This is a genomic window from Massilia sp. BHUDP2, assembly GCF_046236355.1.
In the GTDB taxonomy this organism is placed as follows: Bacteria; Pseudomonadota; Gammaproteobacteria; order Burkholderiales; family Burkholderiaceae_D; genus Telluria; species Telluria varians.
The window spans coordinates 133,530-148,163 of sequence record NZ_JBJUVW010000004.1; the positions used below are offsets into that span (position 1 = coordinate 133,530).

Here is a 14,634-nt window from a genome sequence, read left to right on the forward strand (position 1 = left end):
CCCGAAGGCAGCCCGCTGAAACACTTTACGCCGCGATGACGCCCTTGGCCTTGGCCACGACGTTCTCGACGGTGAAGCCGAAGTGCTTGAACAGCACCGGCGCCGGCGCCGATTCGCCGAAGGTGTCGATGCCGACCACCGCGCCTTCCAGGCCCACGTACTTGTACCAGAAGTCGGTCACGCCGGCTTCGATCGCCACGCGCGGGACGCCGCGCGGGAGCACTTGCGCCTTGTAGGCGGCGTCCTGGCGCTCGAACACGTCGGTCGACGGCATCGAGACCACGCGGGCATTGATGCCCTCGCCCGCCAGCGCATCGGCGGCCTTCATGGCCAGCTCGACTTCCGAACCGGTGGCGATCAGCACCACTTTCGCGTCGGCGGCGTCGCGCAGCACGTAGCCGCCCTTGGCCACATTGGCGATGGCGGCCGCGTCACGCTCCATGAACGGCAGGTTCTGGCGCGAGAAGATCAGGGTCGACGGGCCGTCCTTGCGCTGCACTGCCGCGCCCCAGGCCACTTGCGATTCGACGGTGTCGCACGGACGCCAGTTGTCCAGGTTCGGGATCAGGCGCAGCGACGAGACGTGCTCGATCGACTGGTGGGTCGGGCCGTCTTCGCCCAGGCCGATCGAGTCGTGGGTGAACACGAACAGCGAACGGATCTTCATCAGCGCAGCCATGCGCAGGGCGTTGCGGCTGTAGTCCGAGAAGGTCAGGAAGGTCGCGCCGAACGGGATGAAGCCGCCGTGCAGGGCGACGCCATTCTGGATCGCGGCCATGCCGAATTCGCGCACGCCGTAGTTGATGTGGTTGCCCGGGATGCCCGAGCGCACCGCCACCGATTCCTTCCAGTTGGTCAGGTTCGAGCCGGTCAGGTCGGCCGAGCCGCCCAGGAATTCCGGCATGCTTGGCGCCAGGGCCTGGATCGCGTTCTGCGAGGCCTTGCGGGTGGCGATGGTTTCCTTCTTTTCCACGCAGGTGGCGATGGCGGCGTCCAGCACTTCATTGAAGTTGCCCGGCAGCTCGCCCTTCATGCGGCGCTCGAATTCGGCGGCCAGTTCCGGGTGTGCGCCGCGGTATTGTTCGAACTTGGCGTTCCATTCGGCTTCCATCTGCGCGCCGCGCTCTTTCGCGTCCCAGGCTTCGTAGATCTCGCCCGGGATGTCGAACGGGATCGGATCCCACAGCAGGTGCTGGCGCACGGCCGCGATTTCCTTGTCGCCCAGCGGGGCGCCGTGGACCTTGTCGCCGCCTTCCAGGTTCGGGGCGCCCTTGCCGATGATGGTCTTGCACATGATCAGGGTCGGACGGTCCGAGGTCTTGGCCTGCTCGATGGCGGCCGACACGTCGGCGACGCTGTGGCCGTCGATCTGGCCGATCACGTTCCAGCCGTAGGCTTCGAAGCGCTTGCGGGTGTCGTCGGTGAACCAGCCTTCCACGCGGCCGTCGATCGAGATGCCGTTGTCGTCGTACAGCCAGATGAGTTTATTCAGGCGCAGGGTGCCGGCCAGCGAGGCCACTTCGTGCGAGATGCCTTCCATCAGGCAGCCGTCGCCCAGGAAGGCGTAGGTATAGTGGTCGACCACGTCGTAGCCCGGGCGGTTGAATTCATAGCCCAGCAGCCATTCGGCCAGCGCCATGCCGACCGAGTTGGCGATGCCCTGGCCCAGCGGGCCGGTGGTGGTTTCCACGCCCGGGGTGATGCCCACTTCCGGGTGGCCGGCGGTCTTCGAGTGCAGCTGGCGGAAATCGCGCAGGTCGTCCATCGTCAGGTCGTAGCCGGCCAGGTGCAGCATCGCGTAGTGGAGCATCGAGCCGTGGCCGTTCGAGAGCAGGAAACGGTCGCGGTTGAACCAGCCCGGATTGGCCGGATTGTGGCGGTAGTGCTTGTCCCACAGCGCGACGCCGATCTCGGCCATGCCCATTGGCATGCCCGGGTGGCCCGAGTTGGCTTTCTGGACAGCGTCCATCGCCAGCGCGCGGATCGCGTTGGCCATCAGGGTGGTGGTTTGCGTAGATTTCATGAGCGTACGGTGGTCTGGATTGGAAAGCGGTGGCGTGCAGCTAGGCCGTAACCCGGTATTTTAGCAGACCAAGGTGCTGCCGAATTAAAATGCAGGTTTTCCCTCTCCATAAAGAGCCGCATGCCCCGCTTTTATTGCCCCGCCCCGCTCGTGAGCGGCGCCACCGTCGACCTGCCCGAGACCGTCGCCCACCACCTGCACGTGTTGCGCATGCAGCCGGGCGACGCCCTCACCCTGTTCGACGGCAGCGGCGGCCAGTATGCCGCCACCCTGGCCGACATCGGCAAGCGGCGCGCCAGCGCGCTGCTGGGCGCCCACGACCCGCTCGACGTGGAACTGCCCTACCCGATCACCCTGGCGCAGGGCCTGCCGGAAGGCGCGAAGATGGACTGGATCATCGAGAAGGCGGTGGAGCTGGGCGTGGCGCGCATCGAACCGCTGGCGGCGCGCCGCAGCGTGGTGCGCCTGTCGGGCGAGCGTGCGGAAAAGCGCCACCTGCACTGGGAAGGCGTGATCGTGTCCGCTTCCGAGCAGTGCGGGCGCAACCGGCTGGCGCAGCTGGCCCCGGTCATCGACTTCGGGCGCTGGATTGCCACGCCCTCCTCCGCGCCGCGCATCCTGCTCAGCCCGCGCGCCACCACCTCGCTGGCCGAGTGGGCGCGCGCCGCAGGCCCGCAGGCCGCGAGCCTGATGGTCGGTCCGGAAGGCGGGTTCACGGGCGAGGAGGAAGATACGGCCATCGAGGCGGGGGCGATCGCCCTGTCGGTCGGCCCGCGCGTGCTGCGCACCGAAACCGCGGCGCTGGCGGCGGTGGCGATGCTGAACGGGCTCTGGAACGGCATGTGATTTTTACCATCCGGTAAAAAATCCAACCTATATATATAGGCTGGCGCTGTCAGCGTTATCTATGGATGACTCCGATCGCGATGCGCAGCAATTGCTCTACCGTCGTGATCCGTCCACCATCGAGCGCGCGGCGCCAGCCCAGGTAGTTCGGCAGGTAGCGCGAAGCGACGCCGCGGAAGCGGCTCAACCATTGCCGGAAGCGCTGGTGGTAGGCGTTCACATTCTGGACATGGATGACCCCGGCAACACCGCGGCGTACCCGTACACCCACACGCAGGTTCACCGCCTCGTGCGCAATGCCATGCTTGCGGGCGAAACTGCGGTAGGCCGCATGGGCGTCGCTGACCAGCAGCACCTGCCGGTCGAGCCTGGGCAGCAGGTGGCGCTCCAGCTGCGCCGCCGTCAAGGCGCCACGGCCGACCACGGCATCGACGGTCTGGCCACTGCGGTCGCGCGCCACCAGAATACAGTCGAGCTCGCGTGAAATGCCGCGCTTGCTGGCGCGGCCGCCACGCCGGCGTGCTGGCCGGTCCAGCTTGCGCGCGCCTTTTTGCGACTCCAGCATGAACATTTCGTCAGCCTCGGCAATGCCGCCCAGGCGCGTCGGCTGGGCATGCCTGGGTCGTTCCAGGAAGCGGTGACGCCAGCGGAAGGCGGTGTTGCGGTGCACGCCGACGTCACTGGCGGCAACGCGCACCGACTTCGAGTCGAGCACGGTGCCCAGGTAATCGAGCCATTTTTCACGGAGCCGCAGTCGCGCCAGCGGTGTGCCGCTCAGGTCGTTATAAGTGCGGCCGCAGGCGCGGCAGCGGTAGCGCTGCAGGCCGTTCGGTTGCCCATGCCGGTAGTAACGTTCACATGCGCAGCTGGGGCAACGGCGCGACGCTCCGCCGATCTGGCCGATGAGGGCGATGACTTGGTCGAGCCCGGCAGCGGGATGCAGGGCCGCCAGCGTCTGCAGGCGCTGGGGCAGGTTCAGTGCAGGGAGTCTGGCAAACCACTTCTTGAAATGCGGCGCGCGCATGGTCGTTCCCGTCTGTGGTGACAGGCGTTCGACCATGAAGCAGCTCAGCAGTTCCGCGCTCATCCATAGTTAAAGTTGACAGCGCCATAAAAAAACCGGCCCCTCGCGGGGCCGGCTTCATGCGCTGCAGTTCAGCGCGGATACTCGCTGGATCAGAACGAGTAGCGTGCGCCCAGGTACAGGCGGCGCGGGTCGAGGAAGGCGTTCGCCTGGCCGAACTTGTACTTGCCGGTCGAGTTGACCAGGGCCTGGGCCGCGGTACCCGACTGCTTGTCCAGCACGTTGAACAGGTCGACGAAGAATTCGACCTTCTGGCTGCCGGCCAGCTTGTAGGTGTACTTCAGGCGCATGTCGAAGGTGTAGTACGACGGGCCAGTCTGGCTGCCGATCGAACCGGCCTTGATCCAGGAATCGGTCACGCCGCCGAAGGTGTACTCGTCGTCCATCTCCGGCAGGTAGCGGCCGGACACCAGCTGCGAACGGGTGTACAGCAGGCCGCTGTTCCAGTTGAACACGCCGCTGATCTCGAGGCCGTTGTCGAAGTAATAGGTACCGTAGCCCTTGAACTGGTGCTTGATGTTGCCAGGCTGCGGACCGTAGGCGTTCGGCGCGCGCGGATCCAGCGCGACCCAGTCACCTTGGAAGTCGGCGTTACTATCCGAGTTGGTATTGCCCTTGGCTTCGTTCCAGGTGTAGGACACCGAACCCATCCAGTTGTTGCGCTTGGCCTTGGTCAGGCTGACCTCGACGCCCTGGTAGTCACGCTTGCCGCCGGCCAGCGTGCCCAGCACGTAGTTCGAGTTCGGCTTCGAGGAGTAACCGAAGTACGAGTACGGCAGGTAGAACGGCGATCCCGGACCGGCATGGCTGGCGACCGTGTTGTTCGGATCCGAGTACAGCTCCAGGTCGTAGTCTTCCAGGATGTCGCGGGTGCGGCGCTTGGTGTAGGCGATCGACGCGGTCCAGTCGCGGCCGATGTTGGTCGCGTAACCGAGCATGAACTCGTCGGTGTACGGCGTCTTGGTGGTCGGCGCGAACACGGCATCCGGCTGCTTCTCGCCGCCGCGGGTACGGAAGGTCAGCCAGCGGTCGCCCACGAAGACCTGCTCTTCCTGCACCGGACCGGTCAGGTTGCCGGCGAAGTCGGACATGTTGGTGCGGATCGGGTCGTAGTAGCGGCCCAGGAAGCCCCAGACCTTGCTGCGGCCTTCGCCGGTCGGGTCGTACACCACGTTCAGGCGCGGAGCCAGCTTCCACTTGAACTTGGCCGACTGGTTGCCCTTCGAATCCTTGTGGGTCCACTCTTCGGCACGCACGCCGGCGCCGATGGTCAGGTTGCCCTTGGTCCAGGTGTCCTGCAGGTAGGCGGCCTTGCCGGTCGCTTCCACGGTGTACGGGGAAGTCACGGTTTCGATGGCGCGGTACAGGTTGACCTGTCCGCCCGGGTTGCCGGCAGTGCTGCCGAAGCGCAGCGCGCGCACTTCAGGATCGCTGATGACGCCGTCGCGGTTGGCGTCGAGCAGGCTGTAGAAGTAAGCACGGTTCGTTGCCGAAGAACCATTGATTGCGCTGATGATACGTGGCACGTCGGCGGCGACGACCGGACGGCTGGACCAGCCGGTGGCGACAGCGTCGGCAAATGACACGGCGCCCTGGCCGGCGTTCATCGAGGTGTACTGGGCCTTCTCAGTGCCGGTGTAGCGCGAATCCTCGTAGTACTCGTTCTTCGAGGTCAGGAAGCCGCCCTTGATGGTATGGGTGCCGGCGTTCGCAGTTTCCCAGAAGTACTCGGCGGTCAGGCCGATCTCGTCGCGATTACGCTCCGAGATGAAGTCGGTGCCGGAGCCACCCAGCTGCACCGAGGTCAGCGGCACGTTCGGGGTATTGCGGAAGGTAACGGTATTGCGGGTCGCGGTATTGGCTGCGAAGTCCGACACTTCACCCTCGTGGCGGAACGCATACGCGGTCACGCGCAGGTTATCCATGTCGCGCGAGTACTGAATGTTGTAGTTGTTGCCGCCCTGCTTGCGACGGGTGTCGCGGTTGTTCAGGGTGGTCGCGGTGGTCGTGCCGGTGGTCTCGGTCGGGTCGTTGAAGAAGGACGCCACCAGACGATCGTTCTCGGTCGCCTGCCAGGTCACTTTCAGGAAGCCGAGGCGGTCGTCGCGGTCGACGGTACGCATGAATTCGTTGGTGTCCGAATTGACCACGTCGGTCTCGCGCGCCTTCTTCTGGTAGGAACCGAAGAACCACAGCTTGTCCTTGATGATCGGACCGCCCAGGGTCACCGCCGCGTCGTAGGTCGAGAAGCCCGAGGAGACGGAGTTCTTGTAGTCGGCGACCAGGTTGTCGTTCTGGAAGTAGTAGTTGATCGAGCCGTGGTATTCGTTACCGCCCGACTTGGTGATCACCTTCGAGACCAGGCCCGAGCCGCCCGCGTATTCCGCCGGGATGCCGCCGGTCAGGATCTGCTGTTCCTGGATGATTTCCGAGTTGATGTTGGAACCGAAGGTGCCGGTGCTCGGGTCGGTGACGTCGACGCCGTCCAGGATGTAGACGTTGTCCGACGAGGAGCCGGTGGCGCCGCCGATGTCGGAGTAGTTCACGCCCGATTTCGACGACGGGTTGCCGCCAGCCGAAGGCTTGACGCCCGGGACCAGCTGCAGATAGCTCTGGTAGTTACGGCCGGTCGGCAGCGATTCCACCACGCCCAGGTTGAGGATGGTGCCCACGGTAGCCGAGGTGGTGTCGACCTGCACCAGGCGCGAGCCGGTCACCACGACCTGCTGTGCGCCCGGCGTGCCGGCGGCGTCGCCGATCGAGTAGGCCACCAGCGGGTTGGTGTTCGATACCACGGCAACGTTGGTGGCGGCGAAGTTCGAATAGCCAGGTGCGACCACTTCGACCTTGTAGTCGGTAGCCGGGTCGAGGCCGGCGATACGGACGGTACCGTCGGCTTCGGTCGTGCCGGTCTTGGTGACCAGGCTGCTCGGCGAGCTGACGCGCACTGTTGCGCCAGCGACCGGCTTGCCCCCTGCGCCGGTGATGGCGATACGCAGGCCACCGGTTTCAGCGGCCAGGGCTGCGCCCATGAAGCACATGCCGATTGCCACCGAAATCGCCGAACGACGCAGCATGGTCGCCTTCGACGTTTGTTTTACCGTATGCAACATAACTCTCCCATTCCTATAGAAACTAATTTTTTTTAAGATCAGAGCATTGCAAGCGCAGAGCCCCGACGCACCGGCCGCGTTATTGCATTCACGGTCCGGCGCTTGCCTGCCCCGGGGATCCAACCTCTCTCCCGACTGGCAAAAAAAGGAATATTCATTCCTCGTTTCACTGGTTGTGCCAGCTCAACTTCCACATAGAATCACAGGCAAAGTTGTGCCGTCAATAATATCTGTTGGAAATATGCATACTTACAACACTCTTGGCTTTCGGCTTATGGCTGTCGCATGAAAGTGCCGTTTTTGCGGCGTTGCAGCATAGATTGTGCGACGAAATCATGGAAATCCGGATAAAAACACGGCTTTTTGCGTCATTACAGAATTTACTACATGACAACACAGCCACGCCGAATTTTATAAACTTTGGGCGCAGCAATTATGCACGTGAGAAATATTCGCAAACTTGATCGATTTATGGCTCGTAACGCCGAAATGGATTTTTCCGGCAATCGCTTACTGACGAAAAATTCATCTATGCTCTACCATGGTGCATTCAATTCACAGGGAATAAAACCGCCCACTGCGATAATGAAAGCACTTCCAGCTCGATGCCCTGCAAGCGGGCCCCGTCATGGTGCATTTTTGGGGATATAAAAAGCACAAAGGCCGCGCCTGCATTGCAGGACACGGCCTTGTCGTTGATGTGCTGCGATCAGAACTCGTACTGCGCCATGATGCGGACCGTGCGGCCACCCTGGACGTTGAACGGACGCAGGTAGTTCGGGCTCGGGGTGCCGGCAGCGGTTTCGCCGGCCTCCTCGACACCCGAGACTTCACGCTCGTTAAACACGTTCATGACGTCGATCTGGAAGGTCGTGCCCTTCCATGCCTTCGGCTCGTAGGCCAGCTGCAGGCCTAGCTCCTTGGTCCAGCCGAGGCGGCCGCGGCTGCCGCGCGGGGCCGGTTTGCCGCCGCAGTAGAACGAGGCCGCGCCGTACTCCTGGGAGATGGTGTCCAGGTTGCCCGTGTAGTAGCCCAGGCAGTTCAGCGGACGGCCGCTCTGCAGCAGCAGGTTGGCGCCGACGCGCCACTCCGGATGCACCTGGTAGGCGCCGAACAGCTTCAGGGTGTGGCGGCGGTCGTTCGGCAGGTAGCCATAGGCGCCCTCCATCAGGCCCGGGTAATCCCAGTCCTGGCTGATGCCGGCGTCGTCCTGGCCGATGTCCGACTTGACGTAGCCTTCGGTATTGCCCTTGTTATAGGCCAGCACGTAGGAGCCCTGCAGGTTCCAGACGCCGTCCCAGGCACGCTCGAAGCTCAGCTCGAGCGAGTTGAAGACACGCTCCGGCTTCGGGAACTTCAGCGCCGCCGACGGGATCGTGACCGCGGTCAGGCCCTTGCCGTCTTCGAAGTCGATGTTGGCGGTCAGGTCCTTGCCCGGGTTGTACAGGAAGCAGTGGCCGATCGCCTCGGCCAGGATGTCGGCCCTGGCGGAATTGAAGCCGTTCGCGAGCGCCCAGTCGTAGGCGCCCTCGTTGTTGCACATGTCGTCCATCACGCTCTTGAGCTTGCGATGGGTGAGCTTGGCGCCGACGGTCCAGCGATTCGCCAGCGCCTGCTGCACGCCGACGATGAATTCGTCCTGGTACATCGGCTTGATGTTCGGGTCCACCACCGAACGCGGATCGCCCGCGCTGCCGTTCGAGGACACCAGGCGCTGGCCCAGCTGGGCGCCGCGGCCCGGACGCTGGAACTTGTCGCCGCTGAAGCTGCCGTTGAACGCGTAGTAGTCGTAGTAGTCGAGCTCGGCGCCGGACAGGCGCACGTTGGTGTTCGACATGACCGGGATGTAGTAGCGGCCGGCGTTGGCGTAGACCTTGGTCTGCTGATTGCCCTGCACGTCCCACGACACGCCCAGGCGCGGGGCCCAGGTGTTCTTCACCTTGATGAAGGTCTTGTCCTCGGCGTTCAAGTTCTCGAAGGACTCGTTGCGCACGCCGATGTTGGCCACCACGTTCTTGGTGACCTGCCAGTTGTCTTCCAGGTACCAGGCCGAGTTCTTGGTGGTGAACGCGCCGCCGTTCTCGAAGTGGCGCGCCGAGATGTAGTCGATCGGGGCGCCGGTGTTGTTGACGTAGCCGTTGGCCAGCGCGCTGCCCGGGTTCAGGGTGAAGATGCGCTCGACCAGGCCGCCCGAGTAGAAGGTGCCGTCGACCACCTTGTACTTCTCGTTGTCCACGCCGAAGCGCAGGCCGTGGTCGCCCAGGTTCCACTCGGCGTCGATGCGCCATGCGCGCCGTTCGTCGTTCGCCTTCGGGTCCGTGATCTGGCTGGTCGATGCGCAGCCGTAGCGGGTCAGCGCATCGGTGCGGTCGTCACGCACGTACGGGCAGGCGGCCGAGGTGATGTCCGACTTGCGGTTGTAGCGGCCCAGGCCGGCCAGCGCCGACACCGTCAGGTCGTCCGTGACCCAGGAGGTGTACTTGGCAATGTAGTTTTCGCCGCCGGTGGTATAGGTGTCCACGCCCAGGTCGGCGCCGCGCTGGGTGCCGTAGGGGACCGGCGAGACGTAGTTATAGGCCTTGTCCTTCGCCTTGTCGCTGAAGCCCGTGAACTCGAGGCGGTTGTCGTCGTTGATGTTCCAGTCGACCTTCAGCAGGTAGCGTGGCGTCGAGCTCTTCATCACCTCCTGGCGGCTGCTGTTGAAGGTCTCGCGCTCGATGTCGGCGCCCTGCACCAGGCCGAACACGAACAGCTTGTCCTTGATCACCGGACCGCCGACCCAGACGTTGGCGAGCAGCTCGTCGGTGCCGCCCGCGTTCGGGGCCATGTACCACTGGCCGGTGGTCGGGCTGCGCTCCGGGTGCAGGCTGGTGCCGCGCAGCGATTCCGGGGTCCAGATCGCATTCGCGCCGCCATGCCATTCGTTGGTGCCGCGCTTGGTGGTCACGCTCAGCACGCCGCCCAGCGAGCGCCCGTACTCGGGGCCGTAGCCGCCGGTCTTGACCTGCTGCTGCGCGATGCCCTCGAAAGGCACCTGGTTGAATGCCACGCCGTTCAGGTTGTTGGTGACGTTGAAGCCGTTGATGTAGTAGACGTTCTCGGCCGGCGATGCGCCGCCCAGCGAGGCCACGTTACCGGTGCGCAGCGCGGTCCCGCCGATCCGGCTGTCGCCGCGGGTCGCGCCCGGCGCCAGCAGTGCCACCGCGGTCACGTCGCGGGTCACGGGAATGCGGTCGATGGCTGCTTCGGTCAGGATGGTCGAGGATTCCGGCGACTTGACGTCGATGCGCTGCAGGCGGCCGGTGACGACGACGGTGCTGGTGCCGCTGGCCTCGAAGTTGGCCGAGGTCCCCTCGCCGGCGCTGACTGCCACCTGGCGTTCCTCGAGCGTGCCGTCGGGACGCTTGGCGCGCACGGTATAGGTGCCCGGCGGCAGCATGGTCAGCTGGTAGTCGCCGCTCTGGTTGACGGTCAGGGTACGCGAGAGGCCGATCGACTTGTTCTCGATCGTGATCACGGTACCGGCCGCGGCGCGGCCGACGATGTCGCCGGCCGAGTTCGAGGCGGCCTGGGCGCTGCCGCTGACGGCGAGGCTAGCGAGCGATGCGGCAAATGCGATGCTCAACGCATGCGCCAGCACTGTCTTTCTCAACATGGTGTGTCTTCCTTTGAATGTTGTCGACTGGGTAAATTCAGAATGCCTGCCAGGTGACATTCTTGAACCACTCCATGACAGCACCTGGCTCATCAGGAGGTCAACTATCCAAGAAAGAAGAGAGAAAATACATATACATACAAGATGTTGGCGGCGTTTTATGCGATTTTAGCGCTTTTATCGATAATTACCCGCTAGTCAGCTATTTTCCGCGGACGGACCGGAGATCCTGGACGATGGCCGGCGATCGCGCTTCCCCCACCGATGGGGGAGTTCAAGTGTTTGTTTTACGCAACATCGAACACCCTGCCTCCGCCCCTCCATGCGGAGCGGCTCTTGGGTAAAATAGCGGATTGGCCGGCCTGGCCCCGGCCCTTCCCTTTCATTGTTGCATTGCCAGCAACCAGGTTTTCGACTCCTATGCTCCGAATCAGCGAACTCAAGCTTCCCCTCAACCATCCCGAACCCGCCCTGCGCGACGCCATCCTTGCGCGCCTCGGCATCCAGGCCGCCGACCTGGTCGATTTCACGGTCTTCAAACGCAGCTACGACGCGCGCAAGAAAGCGGCGATCGTACTGATCTACCAGATCGACGTCGACGTGCGCGACGAGGCCGTCGTGCTGGCGCGCCTCGCCAAGGACCAGCAGGTCTTTCCCTCGCCCGATACCGGCTACAAATTCGTCCCCGCCGCCAAGCCGGCGCCCGGCACGCCGCGCCCGGTCGTGGTCGGGATGGGGCCCTGCGGCATGTTCGTGGCCCTGATCCTGGCCCAGATGGGCCTGAACCCGCTGGTGCTCGAGCGCGGGAAAGTCGTGCGTGAACGCACCGTGGATACCTTCGGCTTCTGGCGCAAGCGCAAGCTCAATACCGAGTCGAACGTGCAGTTCGGCGAAGGCGGCGCCGGCACCTTCTCGGACGGCAAGCTGTACAGCCAGATCAAGGACCCGAAGCACTACGGCCGCAAGGTGCTGACCGAGTTCGTCAAGGCCGGCGCGCCGGAAGAGATCATGTACGTCAGCAAGCCGCATATCGGCACCTTCCGCCTGGTGAAGATGGTCGAGCAGATCCGCGCCGAGATCATTGCCCTGGGCGGCGAGATCCGCTTCGAGACGCGCGTGGACGACATCTACGTGAGTGAAGAAAACGGTGTGCGCCAGGTCCAGGGCGTGCGCCTGTCGAACGGCGAAGAGATCCCCACCCGCCACCTGGTGATGGCGATCGGCCACAGCGCGCGCGACACCTTCGAACTGCTCTACGAGCGCGGCGTCTACGTCGAGGCCAAGCCCTTCTCGATCGGTTTCCGCGTCGAGCACCCGCAATCGCTGATCGACGTCTGCCGCTTCGGCCCGAACGCCGGCAACAAGCTGCTGGGCGCGGCCGACTACAAGATCGTGCACCACGCCTCCAACGGCCGTTCCGTCTACAGCTTCTGCATGTGCCCGGGCGGCACGGTGGTGGCGGCATCGAGCGAAGAAGGCCGCGTGGTCACCAACGGCATGAGCCAGTATTCGCGCAACGAGCGCAACGCCAACAGCGCCATCGTGGTCGGCATCACGCCCGAGGACTACCCGGGCCACCCGCTGGCCGGCATCGCCTTCCAGCGCGAGCTGGAATCGCGCGCCTACGTGCTGGGCGGCAGCAACTACGACGCGCCGGGCCAGTTGATGGGCGACTTCGTGAAAGGCAGGCCGTCGAAGGAATTCGGTTCGGTGGTCCCCTCGTTCAGGCCGGCGGTGCACCTGACCGACCTGGCGCCTTCGCTGCCGGAGTACGCGATTGTCGCCTTGCGCGAAGCCTTCGTCGCCTTCGACAAGCAGATCAAGGGCTACTACAAGGAAGACGCGGTGCTGACCGGCGTCGAGACCCGCACCTCGTCGCCGATCCGCATCAAGCGCAACGACGATGACCTGCAAAGCCTGAACACGCGCGGCCTGTTCCCGGCCGGCGAAGGCGCAGGCTACGCCGGGGGCATCATGTCGGCGGCGGTGGACGGCATCCGCGTGGCGGAAGCCGTGGCGCTGGCGATGGCCGCGTGAGCGGAAGCGCCGGCGCGCAAGCGGGCAGCGGGACGCTCGGGCCCGGCCTGGCGATCCTGGCCTCGATGGTATCGGTGAACGCCGGCGCCGCCTGGGCCAAGCACCTGTTCCCGCTGGTCGGCAGCCAGGGCGTGACCGCGGTGCGCGTCGGCCTGGCCGCCGTCATCATGCTGGCCATCGTGCGTCCCTGGCGCAGCCTGCCCGCGCGCCGCGACGCGCTCAACCTGCTCGTGTACGGCCTGATGCTGGGCTGTATGAACCTCTTGATCTACGGCGCCTTCGCGCGCATCCCGATCGGCATCGCGGTGGCCATCGAAGTGGTCGGCCCGCTGGGCGTGGTCGTGCTGTCCTCGCGCCGCGCGCGCGATTTTGCCTGGGTGCTGCTGGCCGCGTTCGGCCTGTGGCTGCTGGCGCCGGTGCACGAAGGCGTCGCCCCGCTCGATCCCGCCGGGGTGGCGTATGCGCTGGGCGCGGCCTTCTGCTGGGCGATGTACATCGTGTTCGGCAAGCGCGTTTCCCATCTCAATGGAGGACAGGCGGTAGCCTGGGGCATGCTGGCGGCGGCGCTGTTCACGGTGCCGGTGGGCGCCGCCCATGCGGGAGGGAGCCTGCTGCTGCCCACCGTGCTGGCCGGCGGCCTGGCGGTGGCGGTGCTGTCGAGCGCCCTGCCCTATTCCCTCGAGATGGCGGCGCTGGCGCGCCTGCCGCAGCGCGTATTCGGCATCCTGGTCAGCGCCGGGCCGGCCTTCGCGGCGCTGGCCGGCTGGGTGGTGCTGGGCGAGCGCCTCACGGGCATGCAGTGGCTGGCGATCCTGCTGGTGATCCTGGCTTGCGGCGGCGCGGCGGCCACGGCGGGCAAAAAGGTTTAAAGCCAGCCGGCTTTCTTGAAGCGCCGGTACAGATAGAAGCACACTCCGGCCATCACGCACAGCGCCGCCGGGTAGCCGTACTTCCACTTCAGCTCCGGCATGAATTCGAAGTTCATGCCCCAGATGCCGGCAAAGGCCGTGAACACGGCGAAGATCGCCGCGTACGAGGCCAGCTTCTTGCTGATGTCGTTCTCTTCGATCGCCACCATCGACAGCGTCACCTGGATCGCTGTATTGATGGTGTCGCGCACCGCGTCCAGCCGTCCAAGGATGCGCAGCAGGTGGTCGTGGACGTCGCGCAGGTAGTCCTGGGTCTCGACCACCAGCCCCGGCACCCGGCCGCCGTGCAGGCGTCCGATTGCATCCATCAAGGGCACCACGGCATGGCGCAGTATCTGCGACTTGCGCTTGAGCGCATACAGGCGCTCGACGTTGCCGCGCTGCCCGCCCTGCTGGCCAAAGATGTGGTCCTCGATCGATTCGAGTTCGGATTCGAGCATGTCGACCACCGGGAAGTAGCGGTCCACGACCGCGTCGACCAGCGCATACAGCACGAAGCCGGCGCCCTTCTTCAGCTGGTGCGGCTCGCGCTCGGCACGGGCGCGCACGCCCAGGAAGCCGCGGTTGGCGTCGCGCCGCACCGACAGGACATAGTTCGGTCCCGCGAAGATGGCCAGCTCGCCGGTGCCGATCTCGTCGCCGTCGAGCTCCACGATGTGCACGGTCATGAAGAGGCTGTCGCCGTACTCTTCCATCTTGGGGCGCTGGTGGCCACGGGCGGCGTCTTCCACTGCCAGTTCGTGCAGGTTGAACTCTTCCTGCATGGTGGCGATTTCCGCGGCATCCGGGTCGCGCAAGGCGACCCAGACGAAGGTGCCGGGCTCTTTCAGGTGTTCACTGATATCCACGACCGGGATATCGGACAGTTTCTTGCCTTCCTGGTAGGCGACACAGTTAATCAGCATGAATGGTGTAAGCGGCAAATCGGCACATGATTCGCCAGCTTA

8 protein-coding genes are annotated in these 14,634 nt (G+C 64.7%); 3 read left to right on the forward strand and 5 right to left on the reverse strand.

The features are described 5' to 3' along the window. Positions 1 to 25: 25 nt before the first annotated feature. Positions 26 to 2,023: a transketolase gene (gene tkt, locus ACK6C6_RS22175; protein ID WP_409269330.1), complete on the reverse strand. Its 1,998-nt coding sequence runs from the start codon at positions 2,021 to 2,023 to the stop codon at positions 26 to 28. A gap of 120 nt (positions 2,024 to 2,143) precedes the next feature. On the opposite strand from tkt, the gene ACK6C6_RS22180 reads away from it, so the two are divergent. Beyond that, positions 2,144 to 2,869 carry a 16S rRNA (uracil(1498)-N(3))-methyltransferase gene (locus ACK6C6_RS22180; protein WP_409269332.1) on the forward strand — a complete coding sequence of 242 codons (726 nt, stop codon included), beginning with the start codon at positions 2,144 to 2,146 and terminating at the stop codon, positions 2,867 to 2,869. A 55-nt stretch (positions 2,870 to 2,924) separates the two neighbouring features. Here ACK6C6_RS22180 and ACK6C6_RS22185 read toward each other — a convergent pair whose 3' ends face one another. The 3 genes from ACK6C6_RS22185 to ACK6C6_RS22195 form a co-directional block, all read right to left on the reverse strand. Next, positions 2,925 to 3,893, reverse strand: a complete 969-nt coding sequence (locus ACK6C6_RS22185; RefSeq protein ID WP_409269698.1) for an IS1595 family transposase — start codon at positions 3,891 to 3,893, stop codon at positions 2,925 to 2,927. A 152-nt stretch (positions 3,894 to 4,045) separates the two neighbouring features. After that, positions 4,046 to 7,030 (reverse strand): carboxypeptidase regulatory-like domain-containing protein, encoded by a 2,985-nt coding sequence (locus ACK6C6_RS22190; protein WP_209588014.1) that lies wholly within the window; start codon positions 7,028 to 7,030, stop codon positions 4,046 to 4,048. 745 nt (positions 7,031 to 7,775) lie between these two features. After that, positions 7,776 to 10,721 carry a carboxypeptidase regulatory-like domain-containing protein gene (locus ACK6C6_RS22195; protein ID WP_409269333.1) on the reverse strand — a complete coding sequence of 982 codons (2,946 nt, stop codon included), beginning with the start codon at positions 10,719 to 10,721 and terminating at the stop codon, positions 7,776 to 7,778. 420 nt (positions 10,722 to 11,141) lie between these two features. On the opposite strand from ACK6C6_RS22195, the gene ACK6C6_RS22200 reads away from it, so the two are divergent. After that, positions 11,142 to 12,758: an NAD(P)/FAD-dependent oxidoreductase gene (locus tag ACK6C6_RS22200; protein WP_409269334.1), complete on the forward strand. Its 1,617-nt coding sequence runs from the start codon at positions 11,142 to 11,144 to the stop codon at positions 12,756 to 12,758. Between the two features lie 65 nt (positions 12,759 to 12,823). Further along, positions 12,824 to 13,627, forward strand: coding sequence for an EamA family transporter (locus ACK6C6_RS22205; RefSeq protein ID WP_209588294.1), 804 nt, complete (start codon positions 12,824 to 12,826; stop codon positions 13,625 to 13,627). On the opposite strand, the gene corA is transcribed toward ACK6C6_RS22205, so the two are convergent. Continuing rightward, on the reverse strand, positions 13,624 to 14,592 hold the full coding sequence (gene corA / locus ACK6C6_RS22210; protein WP_209588011.1) for a magnesium/cobalt transporter CorA: 969 nt from the start codon (positions 14,590 to 14,592) through the stop codon (positions 13,624 to 13,626). The genes ACK6C6_RS22205 and corA overlap by 4 nt on opposite strands. Between the last annotated feature and the right edge of the window lie 42 nt (positions 14,593 to 14,634).